General features: G+C 39.8%; 15 protein-coding genes and 2 tRNA genes. 8 read left to right on the forward strand and 9 right to left on the reverse strand.

The features are described from left to right. The first annotated feature begins 80 nt into the window (after window positions 1-80). From rseP to IPJ09_05200, 5 genes are all read left to right on the forward strand, one after another. Window positions 81-1,412, forward strand: coding sequence for an RIP metalloprotease RseP (gene rseP / locus IPJ09_05180; protein ID MBK7370824.1), 1,332 nt, complete (start codon window positions 81-83; stop codon window positions 1,410-1,412). After that, complete coding sequence (locus IPJ09_05185; protein MBK7370825.1) at window positions 1,409-1,909, forward strand: Fe-S protein assembly co-chaperone HscB; 501 nt, start codon at window positions 1,409-1,411, stop codon at window positions 1,907-1,909. Before rseP ends, IPJ09_05185 begins: the two co-directional genes overlap by 4 nt. Window positions 1,910-1,990: 81 nt before the next feature. Further along, window positions 1,991-2,074, forward strand: a tRNA-Leu gene (locus IPJ09_05190). A gap of 46 nt (window positions 2,075-2,120) precedes the next feature. Further along, window positions 2,121-2,204 (forward strand) — tRNA-Leu (locus IPJ09_05195). Between the two features lie 504 nt (window positions 2,205-2,708). Continuing rightward, window positions 2,709-3,749, forward strand: coding sequence for a Fic family protein (locus IPJ09_05200; GenBank protein MBK7370826.1), 1,041 nt, complete (start codon window positions 2,709-2,711; stop codon window positions 3,747-3,749). A 216-nt stretch (window positions 3,750-3,965) separates the two neighbouring features. On the opposite strand, the gene IPJ09_05205 is transcribed toward IPJ09_05200, so the two are convergent. Further along, a complete protein-coding gene (locus IPJ09_05205; GenBank protein ID MBK7370827.1) occupies window positions 3,966-5,105 on the reverse strand; it encodes a saccharopine dehydrogenase NADP-binding domain-containing protein in 1,140 nt (379 codons plus the stop codon). A 94-nt stretch (window positions 5,106-5,199) separates the two neighbouring features. Between IPJ09_05205 and IPJ09_05210 the strand changes: the two genes are divergently transcribed. Beyond that, complete coding sequence (locus IPJ09_05210; GenBank protein ID MBK7370828.1) at window positions 5,200-8,088, forward strand: FAD-binding protein; 2,889 nt, start codon at window positions 5,200-5,202, stop codon at window positions 8,086-8,088. 19 nt (window positions 8,089-8,107) lie between these two features. Here IPJ09_05210 and IPJ09_05215 read toward each other — a convergent pair whose 3' ends face one another. Beyond that, a complete protein-coding gene (locus IPJ09_05215) occupies window positions 8,108-12,889 on the reverse strand; it encodes a translocation/assembly module TamB domain-containing protein (protein MBK7370829.1) in 4,782 nt (1,593 codons plus the stop codon). 105 nt (window positions 12,890-12,994) lie between these two features. After that, window positions 12,995-13,789: a dihydropteroate synthase gene (folP, locus tag IPJ09_05220; protein ID MBK7370830.1), complete on the reverse strand. Its 795-nt coding sequence runs from the start codon at window positions 13,787-13,789 to the stop codon at window positions 12,995-12,997. Window positions 13,790-14,164: 375 nt separating this feature from the next. Here folP and IPJ09_05225 point away from each other — a divergent pair, with 375 nt between their 5' ends. Then, window positions 14,165-15,388 (forward strand): M23 family metallopeptidase, encoded by a 1,224-nt coding sequence (locus IPJ09_05225; protein MBK7370831.1) that lies wholly within the window; start codon window positions 14,165-14,167, stop codon window positions 15,386-15,388. Here IPJ09_05225 and IPJ09_05230 read toward each other — a convergent pair. From IPJ09_05230 to recF, 6 genes are all read right to left on the reverse strand, one after another. Further along, window positions 15,374-16,471, reverse strand: coding sequence for a sensor histidine kinase (locus IPJ09_05230; protein MBK7370832.1), 1,098 nt, complete (start codon window positions 16,469-16,471; stop codon window positions 15,374-15,376). The genes IPJ09_05225 and IPJ09_05230 overlap by 15 nt on opposite strands. An 8-nt stretch (window positions 16,472-16,479) precedes the next feature. After that, a complete protein-coding gene (locus IPJ09_05235) occupies window positions 16,480-17,157 on the reverse strand; it encodes a response regulator transcription factor (protein MBK7370833.1) in 678 nt (225 codons plus the stop codon). A gap of 101 nt (window positions 17,158-17,258) precedes the next feature. Continuing rightward, a complete protein-coding gene (locus IPJ09_05240; protein ID MBK7370834.1) occupies window positions 17,259-17,597 on the reverse strand; it encodes a hypothetical protein in 339 nt (112 codons plus the stop codon). Next, window positions 17,587-18,096, reverse strand: a complete 510-nt coding sequence (locus IPJ09_05245; protein ID MBK7370835.1) for a histidine phosphatase family protein — start codon at window positions 18,094-18,096, stop codon at window positions 17,587-17,589. The genes IPJ09_05240 and IPJ09_05245 overlap by 11 nt, the downstream gene beginning before the upstream one ends. Window positions 18,097-18,173: 77 nt before the next feature. Next, the gene (locus IPJ09_05250; protein MBK7370836.1) at window positions 18,174-18,464 is read right to left on the reverse strand and encodes a DUF721 domain-containing protein; all 291 of its coding nucleotides are present in this window, start codon (window positions 18,462-18,464) and stop codon (window positions 18,174-18,176) included. Between the two features lie 14 nt (window positions 18,465-18,478). Beyond that, window positions 18,479-19,573, reverse strand: a complete 1,095-nt coding sequence (recF, locus tag IPJ09_05255; GenBank protein ID MBK7370837.1) for a DNA replication and repair protein RecF — start codon at window positions 19,571-19,573, stop codon at window positions 18,479-18,481. 161 nt (window positions 19,574-19,734) lie between these two features. Between recF and pdhA the strand changes: the two genes are divergently transcribed. Continuing rightward, a complete protein-coding gene (gene pdhA / locus IPJ09_05260; protein MBK7370838.1) occupies window positions 19,735-20,754 on the forward strand; it encodes a pyruvate dehydrogenase (acetyl-transferring) E1 component subunit alpha in 1,020 nt (339 codons plus the stop codon). Window positions 20,755-20,816 lie beyond the last annotated feature (62 nt).

Here is a 20,816-nt window from a genome sequence, read left to right on the forward strand (position 1 = left end):
TTGATCACTTTTATCCCAGTTTGTTCCCTATGCCAATAGATTGTACTTTTGCGGTCATTTTCAAAAACTAATCATACCGAATGACAGGAATACCAATGATGATATTACAGCTTTTGCTGAGCTTATCTTTTTTAGTGATCATCCATGAATGTGGCCACTTTTTCCCAGCTAAATGGTTTAAGACCCGAGTAGAGAAATTTTATTTATTTTTTGATCCCTGGTTTTCCCTATTCAAGACTAAAAGAGGTGATACTGAGTACGGCATTGGTTGGCTGCCATTGGGTGGCTATGTGAAAATCGCTGGTATGGTAGATGAAAGTTTTGATACTGAAAAACTCAAAGAACCTCCAAAGCCTGACGAATTCAGAGCTAAGCCAGCCTGGCAAAGATTGATCATCATGTTAGGAGGTGTGACAGTGAATTTCATCGCGGGATTTTTATTGTTTGCCTTTGTTTTGTGCGTTTGGGGAGAACAGTATGTACCCAATAGCTCCGTCACCCACGGTATTTATACAGACTCGTTAGCCAAAGAGATTGGCCTTCAGGATGGTGATATTATATTAAAAGTGGGCAACAAGGATTTTGTCAATTTTGACAACAGGGTCATCCGAAGAGAGATCGTCATCAATGGAGCCAAACAAATCGCTGTACGCAGAGGAGATCAAATCGTCAATGTCTCCGTAGCGGAAAGATTTATTAGCGAATTGTCCTCCCATCAGTATAAAAATGCCACTTTGATTGCTCCCAGGGTACCGATGACCATTGGAAAGATCGTCGAAGGTTCACCTGCTATGTTGGCTGGTCTTCAGGTAGGGGACGAAATATTGTCTATCAATGGCCAACCAGCCCATTTTTCTAAAGAATATGCTGAATTGAGGCCAACTCCACCCGGAGATACGGCTAGAATCAGAGTAGTTCGTAACCTGGAAGAAAAAGAATTTGTGATGGCGACCAATGCAGAAGGCAAAATGGGTTTTCAGCCAATCACTGACCTTAAAATTGAAAGAAGAAAGTACGGAGTTATTGAATCAATCCCTGCTGGGGTAAATAAAGGACTTGGATTTCTGGGCGACCAGATCAAAGCCTTTGGGCAAATGTTTAAGGGCAAAATCAAAACATCAGAGAGTTTGGGAGGATTTGCCAGTATCACCAGCTTGTTTCCGGAGACCTGGGATTGGGAAGATTTTATTCGCATTACTGCCGTATTGTCCTTGATTCTAGGCTTTATGAATTTATTGCCAATCCCCGGATTGGATGGAGGTCATGTGATCTTTTTACTATTTGAGATGGTGACCGGCAAAAAACTCAGTGATCAATTTGTAGAGAAAGCGACCATGGTAGGGTTTGTACTCTTGATAGCGTTAATGATTTATGCCAATGGTCTCGATGTATTTAGATTTCTCAAAAAATGACCTTTTTTGAATTTTATGATCTGGAGCCGGCTTATAAAGTAGATGTGTTAGAGCTCAAAAAGAAGTTCCTCGCATTCAGCCGCCGATTTCACCCTGATCATTTCGCGCTCGGATCTCAGGAAGAACAAGATCTGGCTGACGAACAAAGTGCATTTAACAATAAGGCTTACAGAGTTTTATCTCAGCCAGACCGCCGACTTAGATACCTGCTGGAGCTCAAAGGAGTAGTACAAGATGAGGAGATATATACGCTGGATCAGGAATTTCTCATGGACATGTTGGATCTCAACGATCTGGTAGAAGAAGACGCTACCGCGGCGACACACAATTTGGATCAATTGGAGGCTGACCTTTTCGAATCTATCTCCCCGGTGTTAGAGCGATATGACCATCAGACCATATCTGACGAGGATCAGACACTTCTAAAAGATTATCATTATAAGAAGCGATATATATTGCGCATCCGTGAGAATTTGAATAAATTTGCTGCCCGTTAATGCAGCTTGTCGCTGATTAACTCCTGGGTGAAAGAGAAATTAAAAGAACTTTCTGCTTGCTCAGGACATTGGGAATAAAAAGCCGAAGTGGCGGAATTGGTAGACGCGCTGGACTCAAAATCCAGTGTCAGCAATGATGTAGGGGTTCGATTCCCCTCTTCGGTACTTAAGGGTTGTCTAGATGAAGGCGACCCTTTTTAATATCTCTCTTGCCGGAGTGGTGAAATTGGTAGACACGCACGTTTCAGAGGCGTGTGTCCGTAAGGATGTGCGGGTTCGAGTCCCGCCTTCGGCACTTTAATCGAGTGATAATTTATTGAATGTAAGTTGGTTATGTTTTGGTTTTTAAGTTTTGTCGACTATTTGTCGCCTGAATTATGAACAAATTTGAACCAAAAAGCCTATTACCAACAGACTGATCCCTTTGAAAATAATTAAAGTACTACCAGACTGCAATGGTAATTCTTTGCCCTTTTGGACATAACCGTATAATGTAAGTTTACTGATTTCAGGTATTCAGCAGCTTCCATGTAATCAAATTAGTTTGCTTAACGAGAGGCAGAATGTTCTTTTAAATTGTTCTTGGACTTTGTTACCATATCCTTACCTATAACCACTACGTTATCAGATAATTACGAAATTATTTTGACAAACTAAAAATATTATCTACCGAATTGTGGAGGCTTCGACCGAACCGCTATCGTATATAATAAGCTCATATCGTATCATAATTATCGTATATTTATCAAACAAAAACGAATCATATCGTATCAAATTTGTTAAGTGATATATTTGAAGCATGGAAAATAAAATACATTCATTTTCATTAAACATTGATTGGGAACTTATCCGATTGATAAGCCAGATTGACCGATTTGATGCATCTTGGACTGCAATCGAAAAGAAAGAAGGACAAAGCTTAAAGCAATTAAAAATGATTGCCACCGTTCGTAGCGTTGGAGCTTCAACGCGAATTGAAGGTTCAAGTATGTCTGATGAAGAGGTTGAAGTATTGCTCAAAGAAATTGACATCACTAAAATTGTCGATAGAGATTCTCAAGAAGTTGTAGGATATTTTGAAACCCTAGATTTAATTTCGGAATCACATGAAGAAATATCAATAACAGAAAACAGCCTGAAAAACTTGCACAATATTTTAATGAAATATAGCAAGAAAGACGAGTGGCATAAGGGTGATTACAAGCAACATAGCAATGCTGTAGAAGCTAAGCTTCACGGTGGAACTCGACAGATAATATTTCAGACCACGGAAGCTGGATTACCGACACAGGATGCAATGAGATTCCTAATTGATTGGTATGTAAATGACAATGCAACTCATCCATTAGTAAAGAGTGCAATATTTGCTTATGAATTTGTGAGCATTCATCCGTTTCAAGATGGAAATGGTCGTCTGAGCAGATTGCTTTCAACTTTGCTGTTACTAAAACATGGATATAAATGGATTCAATATGTAAGTTTTGAACATGAAATCGAAAGTAGAAAAACTGAATACTACAGAGTTTTAAGGAGTTGTCAAGCACAAAGACCCAATGAAGATGTAACGGATTGGATTCGATTTTTCTTTGATGCTCTTGGAAATATTCAGACTCAATTAATGATTAAACTAGAAAGTAAAGGAGTTGAAACACGATTGTCGCCTCGAGAAAAATCCATTTTGACTTTTATAGGAAATAATGCCGGATGTAAATCAGGAGATATTGCGAAAAAACTTGGAATTCCAAGTCCAACAGTTAAACGAATTTTACCTGAATTGATTGAAAAAAATTTGATTGAAAAATTTGGGACAGGACCTGGAACTAATTATTCAATAAAGTAAAAAAAAAGCCCTAAAACAATGTGTATAATTCATAAGGGTTTTAGAGGTTTTCGAGCGTTATCTCCCGAATCATTTTGGTAGGTGGATTGATAAGTTAGAAACCCGTAATCCCTTACGACATCATACACTTTACGTTGAACCAATACAGCTGAAGCTGACCTCCCCTTTTCCTGCGTCCTGCGATTTAGGGACTGCTCTTTTCTTAAAAAATCAATTTCAATCCCTATACACCCTCTTTACAAAAGGACCACTCATAAACCTATGTGGGTCGATCTGACTTTGATTGACCACTCCCTTCCAGTTTTCTTCAAATAATAGTCGGACGATCTCTGCCATCGGCGCTGCAGTCGTAGCCTGAATCGCCTTTAATTTGATATTTCCCCATGGAACCTGCTTGATCCAATAAGATTTTTCATTGAGCCAGAGGGTATTGTTTTTGTCTCGTCCTTGTGCGGCAGAATAGATCAATACAAAATCTTCCTCGACCATAGGGATATTCTCCAACATGATTCGTTGTAGCTCCGCTATTTTGTCGCGATTTTGTGGGATGGTAGAAGTCGCTATTTTGACCCAATCATAATGACCGGGATATCTTAATGTTTTATAATCCAACTCTGATACTTTGTCAGTAAAATAATCGGGTAAGTCTGCAGCTCCTCCTGAAGTGAGGTCTGCCTCAAAAGGGAACCCATCGATGATTAAATTTTCCCTCGAAGATAAGGCCGGCACTACTGTCTTTTGAAAATTGCGGACCACGATACAATCTTCCAGATACTCAGTAGCCACCCCAACCGGGCTCCAGGTGAATCCATAAAAATGAGGATCTTTACAATTAAGTGGTAAGGCCCCTACCCTCATGATGATGCTGTCTGCTTTTTCTACTGGATATTCTTTGAACAAATCCAGGTACAACCGATGGGCCAGAATATTGATAAAACCGGGAGCCAGACCGGTTTGTAGTACAAATGCGGTGTCTGCACCTTGTGCCAATTCTATAATTTCGTTGGTCTCTTTGACATATTCTGTGAGATTGACATAATGAAGATGATACTGCCTGGCCAATCGGGCGATACGGGGAGCCTGCGTGCCTGGCAAACAATCCAAAATGACCTGGCAAGTACTCAAAACAGCATTCATCTCCTCTGAAGATCCTTCTCTGGGCATCACCACCAATCGAACAGATGTATCACCAGAAGTGCCGGATTGGATCCACCGCGACGCTGCTTCGGCAGTCGAAGTGCTGATATCGCCAATGGTTACTTGGATATCGTCTTTGTAATAATCTACCAACATCAAAGCCACGGCTCTGCCGATTCCACCAGCACCAGCTATAAATATATTTTTAGGTTTTGCCATATTTTGATTGGATTGGTTGGGTGACAAAGCTATAAAGAAAATATCTGGTCTGCTGGCGAAAGCCTAATTTTACGACAATTAACTTGATGATCAAATGTTGGCCGAAAAATTACTACAAGGTTTAAAAGAGGAGATTGAAGGAGATGTCTATTGGGATGCACTGCATAAAGCGATTTATGCTACCGACGGCTCTGTGTATAGAAAAATCCCAGCTGCGATAATACACCCAAAAAATACTAAAAACATACACAAAATCGTTCTTTTTGCATTAGCCCACGAGACCAATATCATCCCCCGGACAGCAGGCACTTCGCTGGCAGGGCAATGCGTGGGTGAGGGCATCGTGCTGGATACTTCCCGATACATGAATCATATCCTGGAGATCAATCGACGAGAAAAATGGGTACGAGTACAACCTGGAGTAGTTAGAGATCGACTCAACCAGGTATTGGCATCCGAAAATCTTTTTTTTCCTCCAGAGACAGCCACTGCAAGCAGAGCCATGATTGGTGGTATGGTCGGGAATAATTCCTGTGGGGCCAATTCGATCGTCTACGGGTCTACCCGCGACTATGTGCAAGAATTACAGGTAGTCCTTAGCGATGGATCTATGGCTAGTATAAAATCAACTCCAGCTGCCGAAATTGATTCACCAAATCCATTTTTGTCGAAAATCAAAGGACATGTGCTATCAACATTAGCCGCCGAAGGCGCCAGTACCGAAATCCGAAAAGAATTCCCTAAAAGATCCATACATCGCCGAAACACAGGTTATGCAGTCGACCTGGTACTGGACCAATTGGATCTTGGTCTTTTTGACCTCACCAAATTAATCTGCGGTTCTGAAGGCACCCTGGCCATCACTACGGAGATCAAGCTCAAATTAGTAGACCCTCCTGGCAAGGCCAGTGTGATGATCTGCCCACATTTTAGTTCAATAGACGAAAGCATGATGGCTGTGGTCACCATAATGAATCATGCACCATACACCTGCGAGCTCATGGATCGGTTTATTCTGAAATGTACTGACGGCAATGAAGTCTTTAGACAATATAAATTTTTTGTGCAAGGTGATCCTGCGGCCATATTGATGGTAGAGTTTCGACATGATGATCCTGCGATCGCCCAGGCCAAGATCCAGGCAGTTGAAGCTGACTTAAAAGCAATGGGTCTCGGTTATGCATATCCAATGATAGAAGAAAAAAACATCAAAAAGGTCTGGGATCTGCGACGGGCAGGATTGGGCTTGTTGGCGAATCTCGAAGGCAACAAAAAAGCAATAGAATGTATTGAGGATACAGCGGTAGCATTGGAGGACCTTCCTCAATACATCAAAGAGTTTACAGCTATGATGGACACCTACCATCAGAAGCCCTTGTATTATGCTCATGCCGGTGCAGGTGAGCTTCATTTGAGACCAGTGCTCAACATGCACGATCCTGCGGACAGGAAAGATTTTAGATCGATTTGCGAGGACAGTGCCCGCCTGGTAAAAAAATTCGATGGTTCCCTCAGTGGCGAGCATGGGGATGGCCGATTAAGAGGTGAGCTGATCCCTCTTATGATTGGAGAAAAAAACTATCAACTTCTTCGAAAGATCAAGCAGATATGGGATCCTCAAAACATCTTTAATCCGGGCAAAATAGTCGATGCTTTTAAGCTTGACAAAGACCTTCGTTACGACCACGAAAAAGCAGGGCCTGAAGTGGCTACTGTTTTTGATTTTTCTGAAACGGGTGGCTTTTATCATTCCGCAGCCCGGTGTTCTGGTTCTGCTGATTGTCGCAAACAAGCCAGCCTGGGTGGTACCATGTGTCCAAGTTTTATGGCTACCCTGGACGAAAAGGATAGTACCCGAGCGAGAGCCAATGCCTTGCGTGAATTTTATAGTGACCAGGCTCTGTCATCGATCAAAGAGATGAAAGAGGTCAAAGAAATATTAGACCTATGTTTGTCCTGTAAAGGATGCCATAACGAATGCCCGTCGAAAGTGGACATGACTATCCTGAAAGCAGAGTTTATGAACCAATACCATCAACGACAAGGATTGCCTTTCCGAACCAGCCTTTTTGGTCAAATCGATGCAATTAATCAATACGCCTCAATCCTCCCTGCCTTCAGCAATTGGGCTCAAAATCTTTCTTTTGTAAAAAAAATGATTGGCATCCATCAGGATCGCACGCTGCCCAATTTGTATCATCATACCTTTCGATCGTGGACCAATAAATTTGAATCTAACAAAAACAATTCTAAAAGACCAGTTCTGTTTTTTGTGGATGAATTCACCAACCATTATGATGTAGCTATCGGCATCAAAGCGGTGGAACTCCTTGACAAACTCGGCTACCCCATACATTTTACAGATCATGGTTCCAGTGGAAGAGCCCAATTATCAAAAGGCATGCTGGATCAAGCGCAACAACTGGCTCAAAAAAACACTGAAATCTTCCAAAAATATATCCCAAAGTATGCCATTGTAGGCATCGAACCTTCTGCCATCTTGACTCTTAAAGATGAATACCCTAAGCTTTTAAGAAACGACGCTCAAGAGCAAGCAAAAATCATCGCCCTGCATACCTTTACTTTAGAGGAATTTCTTTATCAGGAAATAAATAAAGGAAATATCATTGCAGATCAATTCGATACTACAGAAAGGGACATAAAGATTCACGGCCACTGTCATCAAAAAGCATTGACTGACACTGAGCAAGCACTGCATGTATTAGGATTGCCAGTGGGGCATAGGATATCCATGATTCAAAGTGGATGCTGTGGTATGGCTGGCAGCTTTGGCTACGAAAAAGAACATTATGATCTGAGCATGAAAATCGGAGAACTTGTTTTATTTCCAGCTATACGAGCATCCAATGCTTCCACCATCATTGTTGCTTCAGGGACGAGTTGTCGACACCAAATATCAGATGGTACCAAAAGACTTGCTTTGCATCCGGCAGAAATATTATGGTCCGCCCTCAGGAAATAATAAATAACAAAAAATATTCTTAAAGCTCAGATTTTTTCAGTTTAAGATCATCATTGAGCTGCCGCCTAAAATCCTCTATGGAATCAAATTCTTTTCGCCAGGATATACCGCCTCCGATACGATCTTTTAATTGGCCCTGACTGATATCATCTTTTCTTGCATAAGCTCTTATTTTAAGTCTTCTGTCTTTAGTCAAGGCATATTCGACTTCAAAGTGTGGAGTGATCAGTCTGTCAAACAAAGTACTATTGACAAAATTGGCGCCAACGCCTACACTCAACCTATCTTCAAAAAACTTAGGCCCAAGATTTATATTCACCTCATCAAAAATAGAGAGGTTGTTGATATCAACGGCATTGGTATTGTTGTAATAGTTGACATCAAAATCAAATCCAGAAATTACATTATTATCAGCAACCAATTCCTTAAGTGCATTTTCTACCAATAATGAAAGCTGACTACTGACGAACTGTGAAAGATTATTGATGGTAGAACCTATGACCCCACTGGATGCCACCAGTTGATTGGGGGGCAAAAAACTACCCCATACCATCAAACCCAATACCTGCTGATTTAACGCATTTTGATCGGATTTGAGCAGATTGAGTTTTTGATCAACTATGCTCCGCAAATTGCCAGTAAGATTGGGGATTTCAATATTGAAACTGATCTCAGGCTTGAACAATTCGCCGTACAAATGCATGCCGAGGTCTATATTAGCTTGGGTCCTGAGCTCTCCGCTTTGAAGTGAATTCTCGTATTCGGGCAAAAGATTTATAAGATTTGAAGTAAGCCCCTTGTATTCTGCATCGAGATCAATGATAGCACCTATCGGATCACCATTCCATTGGATAGTACCACCTTGTTTAATTGAAAAAGGTTTGTTGACCACACCAAACAACGTAAATAAATATTCCCCCCGGTCTACTTCATAGTTTCCATACATAGTGATATCTCCACTGCGTTCAAATCTCATTTGCAATACTCCATTGCCAACACCTTTTAGGATATCTCCTTTTTTTTCATCAAATATCAAAGATACTTCTGCATCATTGTTAACCGTGAGATCTATACCTACAGATACTCCTCTTGCCGCTAATATCCTTTTTGATTTCAAAGTATCTTGATTTGTATTAACCTGAGGCCTAAATCGCACCAGCCTATCTGTGGTGGTGGTGGTGGCCTGACTGATAGGAATATACAGTGCAGATGGCCTGGCCGTAGTGCCCTGCACATCTATATCGATCATATTGAATGGTCCATGAAACCTTGCTACCATGTTTCCTACCACAGTACCATAATAATCCGGATTCTGCTCTTTGGTAGTCTTCAAGACTAAAAATCTATTGGAAGACACGCCTGCATCCAGTCTGAAATTTTTAAAATGATCATGTAGGATGCCGCCGCTCAAAGTAGCCAGATTACCCAATTCATCCTTCAATTGGATTCCGGCCACATTGATTATATTGTTATTAATTTTCACGGGCTGTGTGCCCAAACTATAAGTAGTATTGAGGTAGTTTACCTTCAAGCCACCATCTCTTATTTGGATATCACCATCAAAATTTGGTTTATTATCAACCTTAGTGATGTCTAAACGGCCCTGCATATTGCCCTGGGTATTGTCCACTATATCATCAATTAAAAACTCAAACAACTTTAAAGGAAAATCTTTAAATATTACTTTGAACTGATAATTATTTTTTACTCCATTAGAAAGCAAACCTTCTTTATCATAGTACCCTTCCCCTATTAACTGCCGCTTGCCATCCAACATCGCCAGACTTATCTTGAGCGGTTGATTCATACTGGGTGTGTATGCGTTCAAATCCAATAATCCAAAATACGAATCATTGATCCAAATTGAATCTATTAATCCGGCCACTTTTAATCCCTTTAGGTTAGCTATATTTTCTACCTCTGCTTTGAGGTTGACATTTCCTTTTAACTGCCATTGTTTAAGTGGCATAAATGAATTGATCCAGTTTATATCAAGATTAGTAACCTCTGCTTTCAATCCATTTGAACCTACACTTGCAAATTCAATTTTTTCAATTCCATTGACAAACTGAAGATTTTTAGTTCTTATAAAACCCGGACGAAAGGATATTTCATTGTCTGGTAATATGTCCCAATTTCGATCCAGAAACGACACCTGCGAAGTTGCAAATTTTAATGTATATGTAGAATCGATTAATTCCATTGTTCCATTCAAGGCGACATTATTGATCAGGTTTGCTACTTTAGGGGTTTTGATGGAAAAATTCATTTTGTTATAGGACAAGTCAGCTGTAAGCACGACATGCGGCATGCGAAAGTCTTTAGAAATGGTGGAGTCTACATAAGAAGAGGTAAAGGCAAGAGCACCTTTGGCTTCTAAGCGGCCTACTGAATTGAAAATACTTAAATTCTTCACGCGAAGGTCCGGGATATTCCAGTTAGTCTGGAAATATTTCTGACCAGCATCGACAGCTCCACTTATTTTAATCGGCTGAGAAACATACATCTCCGTGTGGAGCAATTCTTCAAATCCCACGAGGTCTTTAATCAAGAACTCAAATCGATATTTTTGTAATTTGTTACTGTCCGATGTAGCTAATAATTTTTTATACAGGTCTAAACTGTGAGCAATTTCAGGAAATTGGAGGATCATTTGCTGTCTCAATGCGGGCCAGATGTCCTTGAGTGTATAACTACCTTCAATAAAGCCATCTACCCAATCTGACCTGACATTCAGCCGTTGTAATCCTGCTAGCGTCTGTGTCGCTGTCAAAGAAAGGTTTTGAAGGATCACCTCTGAAGTATCCTGAATGATAATAAGATGCTGGAGGTTAACTTCACCTATTAAATCTTCTATTTTTTTCCCTTGTAAGGAAATATCTATATCGCCTTTTAATGCCAGAGGCCGTTTAGACAAATTCAGTTTATATAGATCCAGATTCTTTACTTCTGAAACAAAATCATAGGAAGGCGCAATTTCTGTAAAATCTATCTTTCCACTAAAATTAAGGTCTGCGTTCTTGTCGTGCATATTAAGTGCACCATCCAATAGTCGTTGCTGCAATTTGCCATTAAATATCGCATTAGAATAGGTGTAACCTTTAAACTCCAGTACTTCCACATTGGCATTTACGCTGGCACTGGCAGACTTGGCTTGTAATCCGACTCCGTCTGACACGGTGGCTTTAAGTGACACCTTGCCCCAGTCACTATTGCCCGTCCAGGTTTTTAAATCAAAATTATTTAACTCTAGTTCTCCACTATATCTGGCTTGCTCAATGCCATTTTTGGTATTCATTCTCATATCCATTTTGGTGATACCGAGTTCAGAATTCAAAATACCATATGCCACAAAATCCTGGATTGATCCATCAAAACTTCCCTTGAATTTCAGATTTCCAAGTTTATCAATATTTTGGAGTTTTTCTATCCCTTTTATTAAATCACGTAGAATCTTGGCTTGGGTAGTCAGAGAATTTATTCGAAGCGAATAAAATGCTTCTTTGGGCTTGGTCAGATCCGTGATCTCAATTCGGCCATCAAACTCAGCCAAATCTTTCAGTCTGATCCTGGTATTTTTACTCGCTAGTTCGTTCAAAGTACCTGTAAACTTACCATCGAGATATACCTTTTGGTTATAATATTTTTTGATAAATGCCGACTGATCCATGCTGGGTATCCATTCACTTAATTCTTTTAAAGAGATGGCTGTATTTTTAAAATTGACATCCAATTTTACCCGATCTGCAAAAAATTTAAAGTCACCTAAGGAATCATATCTAAATGTCAGCGAATCGGAGACATAACTCTCAGTTGTATTCAGTGCCATTCCTAGAGCTTGAGCCTGGTGGTTATCGAAGAATACTTTATCCACCTGGAAAGATTTAATCCCCCAACCTTCTTGGTTAAGCGCTTGTATTTGCTCGACTTTAAAGCTTAATGCACCTTTGTCTAAAACCACATTTTCCAGGGATATTCGAGCATCATTCATGTGCTGCCCCAACCTGTTCAAAATGGATTGGTTAGGCCAGCCTTCGGTGGCAAATTTGCCATTTGCCACACTCAATTTATTTATTTTTATTACCCAGTTTGTATCAGTCCACAGTGCTTTACCCGATTTTTGGGCCAGAAGCCCTAGTTTTGACAGATTAATCTCAGGTCCATTCAATTGGATGGTATTAATCAGGATCGTTTTGTTGGTTATATCCACTTTCTCTATGGCCAACTCTCCATTTTCAAGAATATAACTATTGTCTATTTTATCTGACTTATCCCTGAAGGAAACTCTATCCAGTGAGATATTTTTCAGGTCTAACTCTAAGGCAGATTTTTGGGCCTGATCCTTATTAGCTTTGGGCACAAAAAGACGGTTCAGGATAGAAGTGAGTGTGCTGGTTGAATCCCCATCCATAATTTGGTTATTAATACTAACATCCTGAAGTTTAATATCGTGGATGGATAATTGGCCCCGAATCAAAGCCAGGATATTCATATCGATACTGGCTGATAAATAACCTGCATATAAGGCCGTATCTTTTAAAGCGTCTTCTACATAAAATTGATTTATCTGCAGATTGCTCAGCCATTCCAGGCGAATTTTCCCAATTGAAACTTTCTGATTTAATTTATCCTGCAAATATACTTCTGTCTTCTGACGAGCTATATTTTGCACCGCAGGCACCTGCAGCACCAAAGTAAGCAATAAAAGCAGACCTATAATTATAAATACAAACAGCAACAATCTCCGCATGATTTTACCGAAGATGGTGGGATTGTAGGGTGCTGTTGGCTTGCTTTCCATACTTAACTAAAATAACGCAACAAATTGATTTATAGTTACCTTGGCAAGACAATTAAGTAGAGCTTAACAAAATTAGCTTTGTTTATATCCATAAGATCAAAGGTGTTAATCGGTGGACTGCAGTGTAGCTTGATTTAATTTTTGCCAAAGTTTGATCGTCTGCATGGCTTCTTTTACATCGTGGACCCTAAGCATTTTTGCCCCTTTGTTGAGACAATGCATGTGCAAAGCGGTGCTACCATTGAGTCCGTCTTCAGGCTGCACTCCTAATGTCTTCCAAATCAAAGACTTGCGTGAAAGGCCTACCATGATTGGGAGATCCAGTATCGCAAGAACTTCAAGATGCTTTAGGAGAGCATAATTTTGTTCTACAGTCTTGGCAAAGCCAATTCCCGGGTCAATAAAAACATCCTTAATGCCCTGGGCCAAAATTTTTGGAATCCTTTCAATAAAATAATCCAATATCTCTGCCATCAAGTCGGTGTACCGGGCTTCAGATTGCATCGACTCTGGTGTACCTTTCATATGCATGAGCACATAAGGTACCCTCTGAGCACCTGTCCACGACCAGATCTCATCTCCTGCCTTCCCTCCGGATATATCATTGACCATATCAATGTGGTAAGGCTCAATAGCTTGCAGAATTTCTACTTTATGAGCATCGATAGAGATGAGGGCACCAGGACATTCTGACCTAACAACCTCACATGCCATCCTTAATCGTTCTATCTCCAGGTCTGATGATATTGGTTTGGCTCCCGGCCTTGATGATGCTGCGCCTAAATCTATAAAGGTCGCTCCCTCATTGATCATCTTGTTCGCTGACTCTGATATGCTGTGAGCAGCCGACTTCCTCGAACCAGAATAAAAAGAATCACTTGTAATATTGATTACACCCATAACTAAAGGAGCTTCTAAAGGAATCAGTTTCCCCCTGCAATTAAGAGAACCAGGGGAATAAAATGGATGGGTTTGCATCAACCGCAAAGGTCGTCAAATTATTCAAAATGAGGCAAATAAGTATAAAACTTAGCATATGTTAAAATATACGGAGTCTGAATATTTTGGCATAATTTTAGCCCGAAAGGATTCTGGACTAGATCAATAGTCTAAACGATTTTATTTATTAACCTAAACTGTGTACTGACCGTGAAAATTAGTCATCGTCAAGATAATACGACTTTTGTCGCTTCCACCAATCCAAAGTTTAGCTTGTTTTTATTCTCAAGCTTTTTACTTTTTTGCACCTTTTTTATTATCCCTGCCAGCTCATTTATGAGCAGTCCAAAAGCTGCATTAGCCGGTACTTCTATTGATCATTGTGTAGATCCTGTAGTGAAATATGGGTTTGATGAATCGCTTTTTCATATTGAAGAGGGCAAAATCTTAAAAAATGACTTTGTTGGAAAAATCCTGTCCAATTGCGGTGTATCCAATGACTGTATCATGTCTTTGGCTGAAAAAGCTAAAAATGTCTTTTCTGTCACTAAACTTCAAGTCGGCAAGAAGTATGCTACCGTCTCCTCTACACCTTGTGGCAAACCTGACTTTTTGGTTTATGAACCCAATGCATGGTCTTATGTGGTATATAAACTTGGGGATGAACCTCAAGCAAAAATAGTCAACCGTCCTTTCAATACTTCCATCGTATTTGATGAAGGTCATATAGAGTCTTCACTTTGGGAAGCGATGGAGACCAAAGGGGCGACTCTTGAACTCATTTCTTTAATGGAAAATGCACTTGGTAGCCAGATAGATTTCTATCATGTCCAAAAAGGAGATTCGTTCAGGTTAATCTACGAGACCAGATCCATAGATGACCAAATTGTCAATATAGGCAATCTTATAGGTGCTTATTTTAAAAATGAGAATAAGGAGAACGTTGCTATCTACTATGAATTTGAAAAGCAGAAAGGTTATTTTGACCTTAATGGTGCTCCTACCAAAAAATCCTTTTTAAAATCGCCGGTAGAAATTGGTTACATCTCCTCAAAGTTTAATATGAACAGGCTACACCCTATCCTGAAATATCGAAGACCCCATATGGGTACCGATTATGCAGCAAGGTACGGTTCGCCTATCAGGGCTGTAGCTGCGGGTACGATCGAGGAATCCACCAAACGTGGTGGAAATGGCTTATTTGTAAAAATCCGACATGATAAAATGTATGAAACTCAATATCTGCATATGTCCAAACTCGGAGCTGGTATCCATCCAGGGACGCATGTCAATCAGGGTCAGACTATTGGCTATGTGGGTCAATCAGGATTAGCAACCGGGCCTCATGTATGTTTTAGGTTTTGGAAAAACGGCAAACAAGTCAATCATCTAAAAGAAAATTTTCCAGACCCAGATCCGATGCCGAAGGCAGAATTGCCTAATTTCTTTAAATACAGGGATGTCATCGTCGATCATCTAAAATCCGGCAATACCAACTCCTTAATTACCCCCTACTCTACGTTGGACACCTGTAATGTTAATTCATTAATTAGGTCCTGAAGCAAGATCGTTTTGCATTTGAAGCAAACGCTTTGGGCTGGCCTTGTCAAGTGTAAAACTAAATGTACTGCCTGATCCAATAGTACTACGCACCTGAATACTTTGCCCCATAGCTTCTATAATATGCTTGACGATAGAAAGACCTAGTCCACTGCCTCCTGCTTGCCTGGATCTGGCTTTGTCTACTCTGTAGAATCGATCAAATAAATGCCTTAAGTGCCTGGCTTCAATGCCCGGACCATTGTCATTGATCTCTACCAATACCTGCGTATCCAGCTCCAGCACCTTGATTAATGTTTCTCCTCGTTGCTCCCTCCCATATTTAATGGAGTTCTCCAATAAATTGATAAATACCTGGCGTAAATAATCCGGATCTGCTATGATGTCTATATCACTCTCCACCTCTGGTTCATAGCGGACAGTGACGGATTTTTCAAGCGCAAGCAATTTTATCTCATCCATCATAGAATCAATAAACTGGCCTAAGTCGATGGATTGCCATTCTAATTTGAGCTGATTAGATTCAAGTTTGTAGATTGAATCCAGGTCTTCAATAATTTTGATTAATCTATCTATATTGTCTGCAGCCTTTTGCAGATATGACTTATTGACTTCAGGGTCATCTATAGCCCCATCGATCAAGGTGTGCACATAACCTTGAATATTGAAGATTGGGGTTTTTAATTCGTGCGCGACATTACCCACAAAATCTTTCCTGTAGTTTTCCAGGTGCCGGAGGGTATTCATTTCGTTTTTTTGTGCCTTAATAAATAGAGAGACTTCATTTTCCACTTCTTTGAACAATGGTTTGTCAAGGTCTATTTTAACGGTGTCAATCGATTTATGATTTTGACGGTAGATCATTTGGTAGATCTGTTTCAACCTTTTTAGCAGAAAATAATTGACAGCTTTTTCAGTAAACCAATATGCTATCAAACCGGTAGCCAGAGAAACAATGATATTAACCGTAGTAGAATTTTCGTTGAATAATAATGAACTAATCAACCAATCATTGAAATATACAGATGCAGTGACGACCGCACCGGCGAGGAGAGCAATCTTTCTAAGCGTAATATTGTCCATCAACCATTTTAGAACACAAATTTATATCCAACTCCTTTAATGGTCTGAACATATTTTTCTCCAATCTTTTCTCTGAGTTTCCTGATGTGTACATCGATGGTCCTGTCACCAACGATTACCTCTTTCCCCCAGATCTTTGACAATATCTCTGTTCGGTTGAATACCTTGCCTGGTCGGCTGGCGAGAAGGTATAATATCTCAAATTCTTTTTTGGGCAGATCTATTTGTTTTCCTTCTATGCTGATGATGAAATTGACAGGATCGATCACCAGCTCATTGAATTCAAGTTTATGCTCCTTGGCAGAAGGCTCCATCCTCCTCAACAAAGCCTGTATTCGGCTCAAAAACACAGATGGCTTCAGCGGTTTGGTGATGTAATCATCAGCTCCTACATTCAATGCATCGATCTGGATCTGATCCTCCTGCCGCGCAGTAAGCATCGCGATCATGGAAGATTTAAAAGTATCATCTCTCCTGATGTCTTTGCAAAGGTCTATTCCTGTTTTACCAGGCATCATAATATCCAAAACAAAAACATGAGGTTTAAATACCCTTGCAATCTCCATAGCTTCATCGGCAGTAGATGCTGACCTCACTTCAAATCCATTTTTTGTAAGATTGTAGGACAAAAACTCGGTTATATCCGGTTCATCATCTACTACTAAGACTTTGAACTTAGATTCCATGTGATATACTGGTTATATTAATTAAATGTAAATTAAATACTATTAAGCTGAAAGAACTTAATATAGTACATTAAATAAATATTAAGTTGTAAACTGTTGATTTACTGAGGATAGGCTATTGCCGAATCTGCCAAGGCATCCAATTTGACACTCATAATCTTGGTGATGTCGAGCATTAATTGTGGATCAGATTCCAAAGGTTTAAGACTTTCTTTTAAATGATCGACATCCGAAAAACCATAAATTTCACAGATCTTTTGATGAATCGCTTTTCGTAAACTGTCCTTATTATCCACTTTTGAATTGAGGATTATAGTTTCTCCTACCTGCAGATCCAGGATGATGTCTGTATAGGTCTCCTTACTCAATGTTTTCACTTTGGACTGACAGCCTGATAAAAAGATGACCAGTAAAATATATAGTATTGGTCTAATCTTCACCTTCTTCAGGAATATATTGTTTTGGATAAATAAATTCCTGTAACCCTTTGTGATCGGGTTGAAGAGATTTCCAGTCTGTAATGTTCAACTTTACCACCATGATGCCGCAGGTAGGCACATGTATATGGTCTTCAGAAAAAAGTGCGGCCAGGTAATTCATTGTAGGATTATGTCCAAATACGAAAACTGTTTCCCTGGCATTGTCAACCTTGCGCAAGATGTCAAAAATATTTTGCTCATCACCCCCATAGATAGATGGTTCAAATTGGGTGTCGCTTTTGCTCATCCCATATTGCTTTCTAAATGCTTTTGCAGTTTGTCGGGCTCTTTTTGCAGGAGAGGAGATGATCAGATCAGGGGTAATATCTTTATCAGCCAGAATTTTGGCCATGATGGGTGCAGTAGTTTTTCCACGTATGTTTAGAGGCCGATCTATATCTGATAGACCAGCCTGATCCCAACTTGATTTAGCATGTCTGATAAAGCAGACGGTTTTCATACAAAGTGATTATTTAAGGTATGTTGAGTGAAATTATAAAATTAAAATTTAATAAGTCAGTTTAAAATCCTGGAAGATTAATTGATGACTATATCTTCAAAATAATTTTCTCCAAGGCGCTCGTGGAGGATCCTCCTGATCTGCTCTCTTCCCAGATTCATTTCATATTTTAAAGGGCCCGACTTAATATAGACATACAGGGTATTATTCTTCACCACTAGTTTTTCAGTGTTTTTTGAGATGGTTTTCCCAAACCAATCCTCCCATCCAGCCTCGATTTTTTCCTGGATCAACCTGGGTTTAAATTTGGGAGATTGGCTCCATTGTTTAAGTACTTGAGAAATCGGTAAATCATTATGTCGTTTCACAGCACAAATTTATCCTATTTCATTGATAGGCATTGACCATTTTCTATTTTAAAATATTTTAAGGGCATGGATAGCTCATTGATGATAGCGCCTACCCTATGGTCTGTGGTATCTGTCATGATGATTTGTTTGCAAGGCAGCTCACTCAGGGTCCTCATAAGATGACTGACCCGGAGCGTATCCAGCTTATCAAAGATATCATCCAGTAATATTATAGGCGGCGTAGGCATTAAATGTGATAAATAATCTGCTTGCGCCAGAAACAAGCTGACCAAATAAGTCTTTTTCTGACCCTGCGAACCAATATATTTCAGATCCTGTCCATTGATTAAAAATTTTAAATCGTCTTTATGGCTGCCTTTATGTGTGTATCTGTTTCTAAGATCCTGGTGATGGCTCTCTCCGAACAGCTCCAATAATGGTTTAGTACTGAGTTCTGACTCATATTTGAGTGAGACCATTTCCTTTTCACCACTTATCGCTCCATAATATGATTGAAAATTGGGCTCAAGGGCAGCTACAAATGTACTCCGACATTGATGCAGATAAGCACTACTGGGTGCCATTTTTTCATTTAATACCTGGAGAAAAACTGTATCCGGTACCTGGGTTTGCTTCAAATAAGCATTTCGTTGATCTAAAAGCTTTTTATAAGTGCTTAAATGCATCAAATAGGATCGGTCAAGTTGAGATAAAGATACATCCATGTACTTCCGTCGCAGATTACTCAAGCCATCTATAACATCGAGATCATCTGGTGCGATCATCACCATTCCAATCGTCCCGATATGATCAGCTAGCCTGGTCAATGGATCGTCATTGACTTCGAGCCTTTTCTCTGCAGGTCTATATTTGATCACTACCTTGGTGTTATTGGAAGCATTAACAAAATGGCCTTCCAATCGAAAAAAATCTGATCCTTGCATGATCGCCATTCGATCCTGAGGGACAAAATGACTTTTGGTCAAGGCCAAATAATGTATAGCATCTAAAATATTGGTTTTACCGCTCCCATTGTAGCCATAAATTAAATTAAATCCTTCAGCGAATGTTATTTCCTGAAAGGGATAATTTTTAAATTGAGTCAGTATGATGGAAGAAAGTACGATGCTTTATTAAATCTGATTGTTAGGATCCAAATATCTATAAAATATTCATTATCAATAGAATTCCTTGGACACTGCTTCTACGCCACCAAACTTTAAGTATCAATAATTTTTATGTAAAACTATAATGAATAGAGTGTTTATCTTTGTCAAAATTCTTGTACATGCAAGTGATAGATAAAAAAGTAGTCGCTACCGCCAATAAATATGATAAAGCCACTTATCTGAAGTGGTTTGAAACCATGTTTAGAATCAGAAAATTTGAAGAGCGTACACTTCTCATGTATAGTCAACAGAAAATCAGGGGATTTTGCCACGTATATATAGGTCAGGAGGCCATTGCGGGCGGCTTGGTTACAGCTATCAGAGCTGAAGATGCTTTGGTCACAGGCTATCGACAACATGGCATAGCATTGTCAAGAGGACTGAGTCCCTCAACCTGTATGGCTGAGCTGTTTGGCAAGTCTGGAGGATGTGTAAAAGGCAAAGGAGGATCCATGCATTTTTTCTCACAGGAGCATCGTTTTTTTGGAGGGAATGGTATAGTGGGTGCTCAGATAGGCATCGGTACAGGTATCGGTTTTGCTGAAAAATATAAGGGCACGGATTTGCTTTGTGTCACCATGTTTGGGGATGGAGCAGCCAGGCAAGGCATTGTATTTGAAGCTTTTAACATGGCTATGACCTGGAAGCTGCCGGTCCTGTACATCTGTGAAAACAATGGCTATGCAATGGGAACTTCGGTAGAAAGGACGAGCAACGTTAAAGAGATCTACCGGATAGGCGCAGCTTTTGATATGCCATCAAAACGTGTAGATGGCATGAATGTGGAATCTGTCCATGAAGCTATCCTGGAAGCAGCCGATCATATCAGGTCAGGTCAAGGCCCTTATTTCCTGGAGATCATGACCTATAGATATAAAGGCCATTCAGTGAGTGATCCAGCTAATTACCGGTCAAAAGAAGAATTACACCAATATCAGGAAAAGGACCCTATAGAAACCCTTGAAGAAAAAATATTGGCCGAAAACATCTGTACAGAAGAAGAGTTGCTCATCATTAAGGACAAGATCAAACAAGAGATTGATGATGCAGTGGCCTTTGCAGAAGAATCACCTTTCCCTGATCCTTCTGAGCTTTTTACAGACAATTATGTGCAGCCGGATTACCCTTTTGTGTCTTAAGTCCAGATTCAATATTGATAGTGAGGCAATAACAAATTAAATTTTTAATATTTTCACAAATT

This window comes from Saprospiraceae bacterium (genome assembly GCA_016709995.1).
Taxonomy (GTDB): Bacteria; Bacteroidota; Bacteroidia; order Chitinophagales; family Saprospiraceae; genus JADJLQ01.

Excerpts from the sequence above, each read along its gene's own strand:
- IPJ09_05245 (MBK7370835.1), bottom strand. The coding sequence starts at position 18,096 with ATGAAAACCGTCTGCTTTATCAGACATGCTAAATCAAGTTGGGATCAG.
- IPJ09_05200 (MBK7370826.1), top strand. The coding sequence starts at position 2,709 with ATGGAAAATAAAATACATTCATTTTCATTAAACATTGATTGGGAACTT.
- IPJ09_05225 (MBK7370831.1), top strand. The coding sequence starts at position 14,165 with ATGAGCAGTCCAAAAGCTGCATTAGCCGGTACTTCTATTGATCATTGT.
- IPJ09_05185 (MBK7370825.1), top strand. The coding sequence starts at position 1,409 with ATGACCTTTTTTGAATTTTATGATCTGGAGCCGGCTTATAAAGTAGAT.
- IPJ09_05215 (MBK7370829.1), bottom strand. The coding sequence starts at position 12,889 with ATGGAAAGCAAGCCAACAGCACCCTACAATCCCACCATCTTCGGTAAA.
- IPJ09_05235 (MBK7370833.1), bottom strand. The coding sequence starts at position 17,157 with ATGGAATCTAAGTTCAAAGTCTTAGTAGTAGATGATGAACCGGATATA.
- pdhA (MBK7370838.1), top strand. The coding sequence starts at position 19,735 with ATGCAAGTGATAGATAAAAAAGTAGTCGCTACCGCCAATAAATATGAT.
- IPJ09_05205 (MBK7370827.1), bottom strand. The coding sequence starts at position 5,105 with ATGGCAAAACCTAAAAATATATTTATAGCTGGTGCTGGTGGAATCGGC.
- IPJ09_05230 (MBK7370832.1), bottom strand. The coding sequence starts at position 16,471 with ATGGACAATATTACGCTTAGAAAGATTGCTCTCCTCGCCGGTGCGGTC.
- folP (MBK7370830.1), bottom strand. The coding sequence starts at position 13,789 with ATGGGTGTAATCAATATTACAAGTGATTCTTTTTATTCTGGTTCGAGG.
- IPJ09_05210 (MBK7370828.1), top strand. The coding sequence starts at position 5,200 with ATGTTGGCCGAAAAATTACTACAAGGTTTAAAAGAGGAGATTGAAGGA.
- rseP (MBK7370824.1), top strand. The coding sequence starts at position 81 with ATGACAGGAATACCAATGATGATATTACAGCTTTTGCTGAGCTTATCT.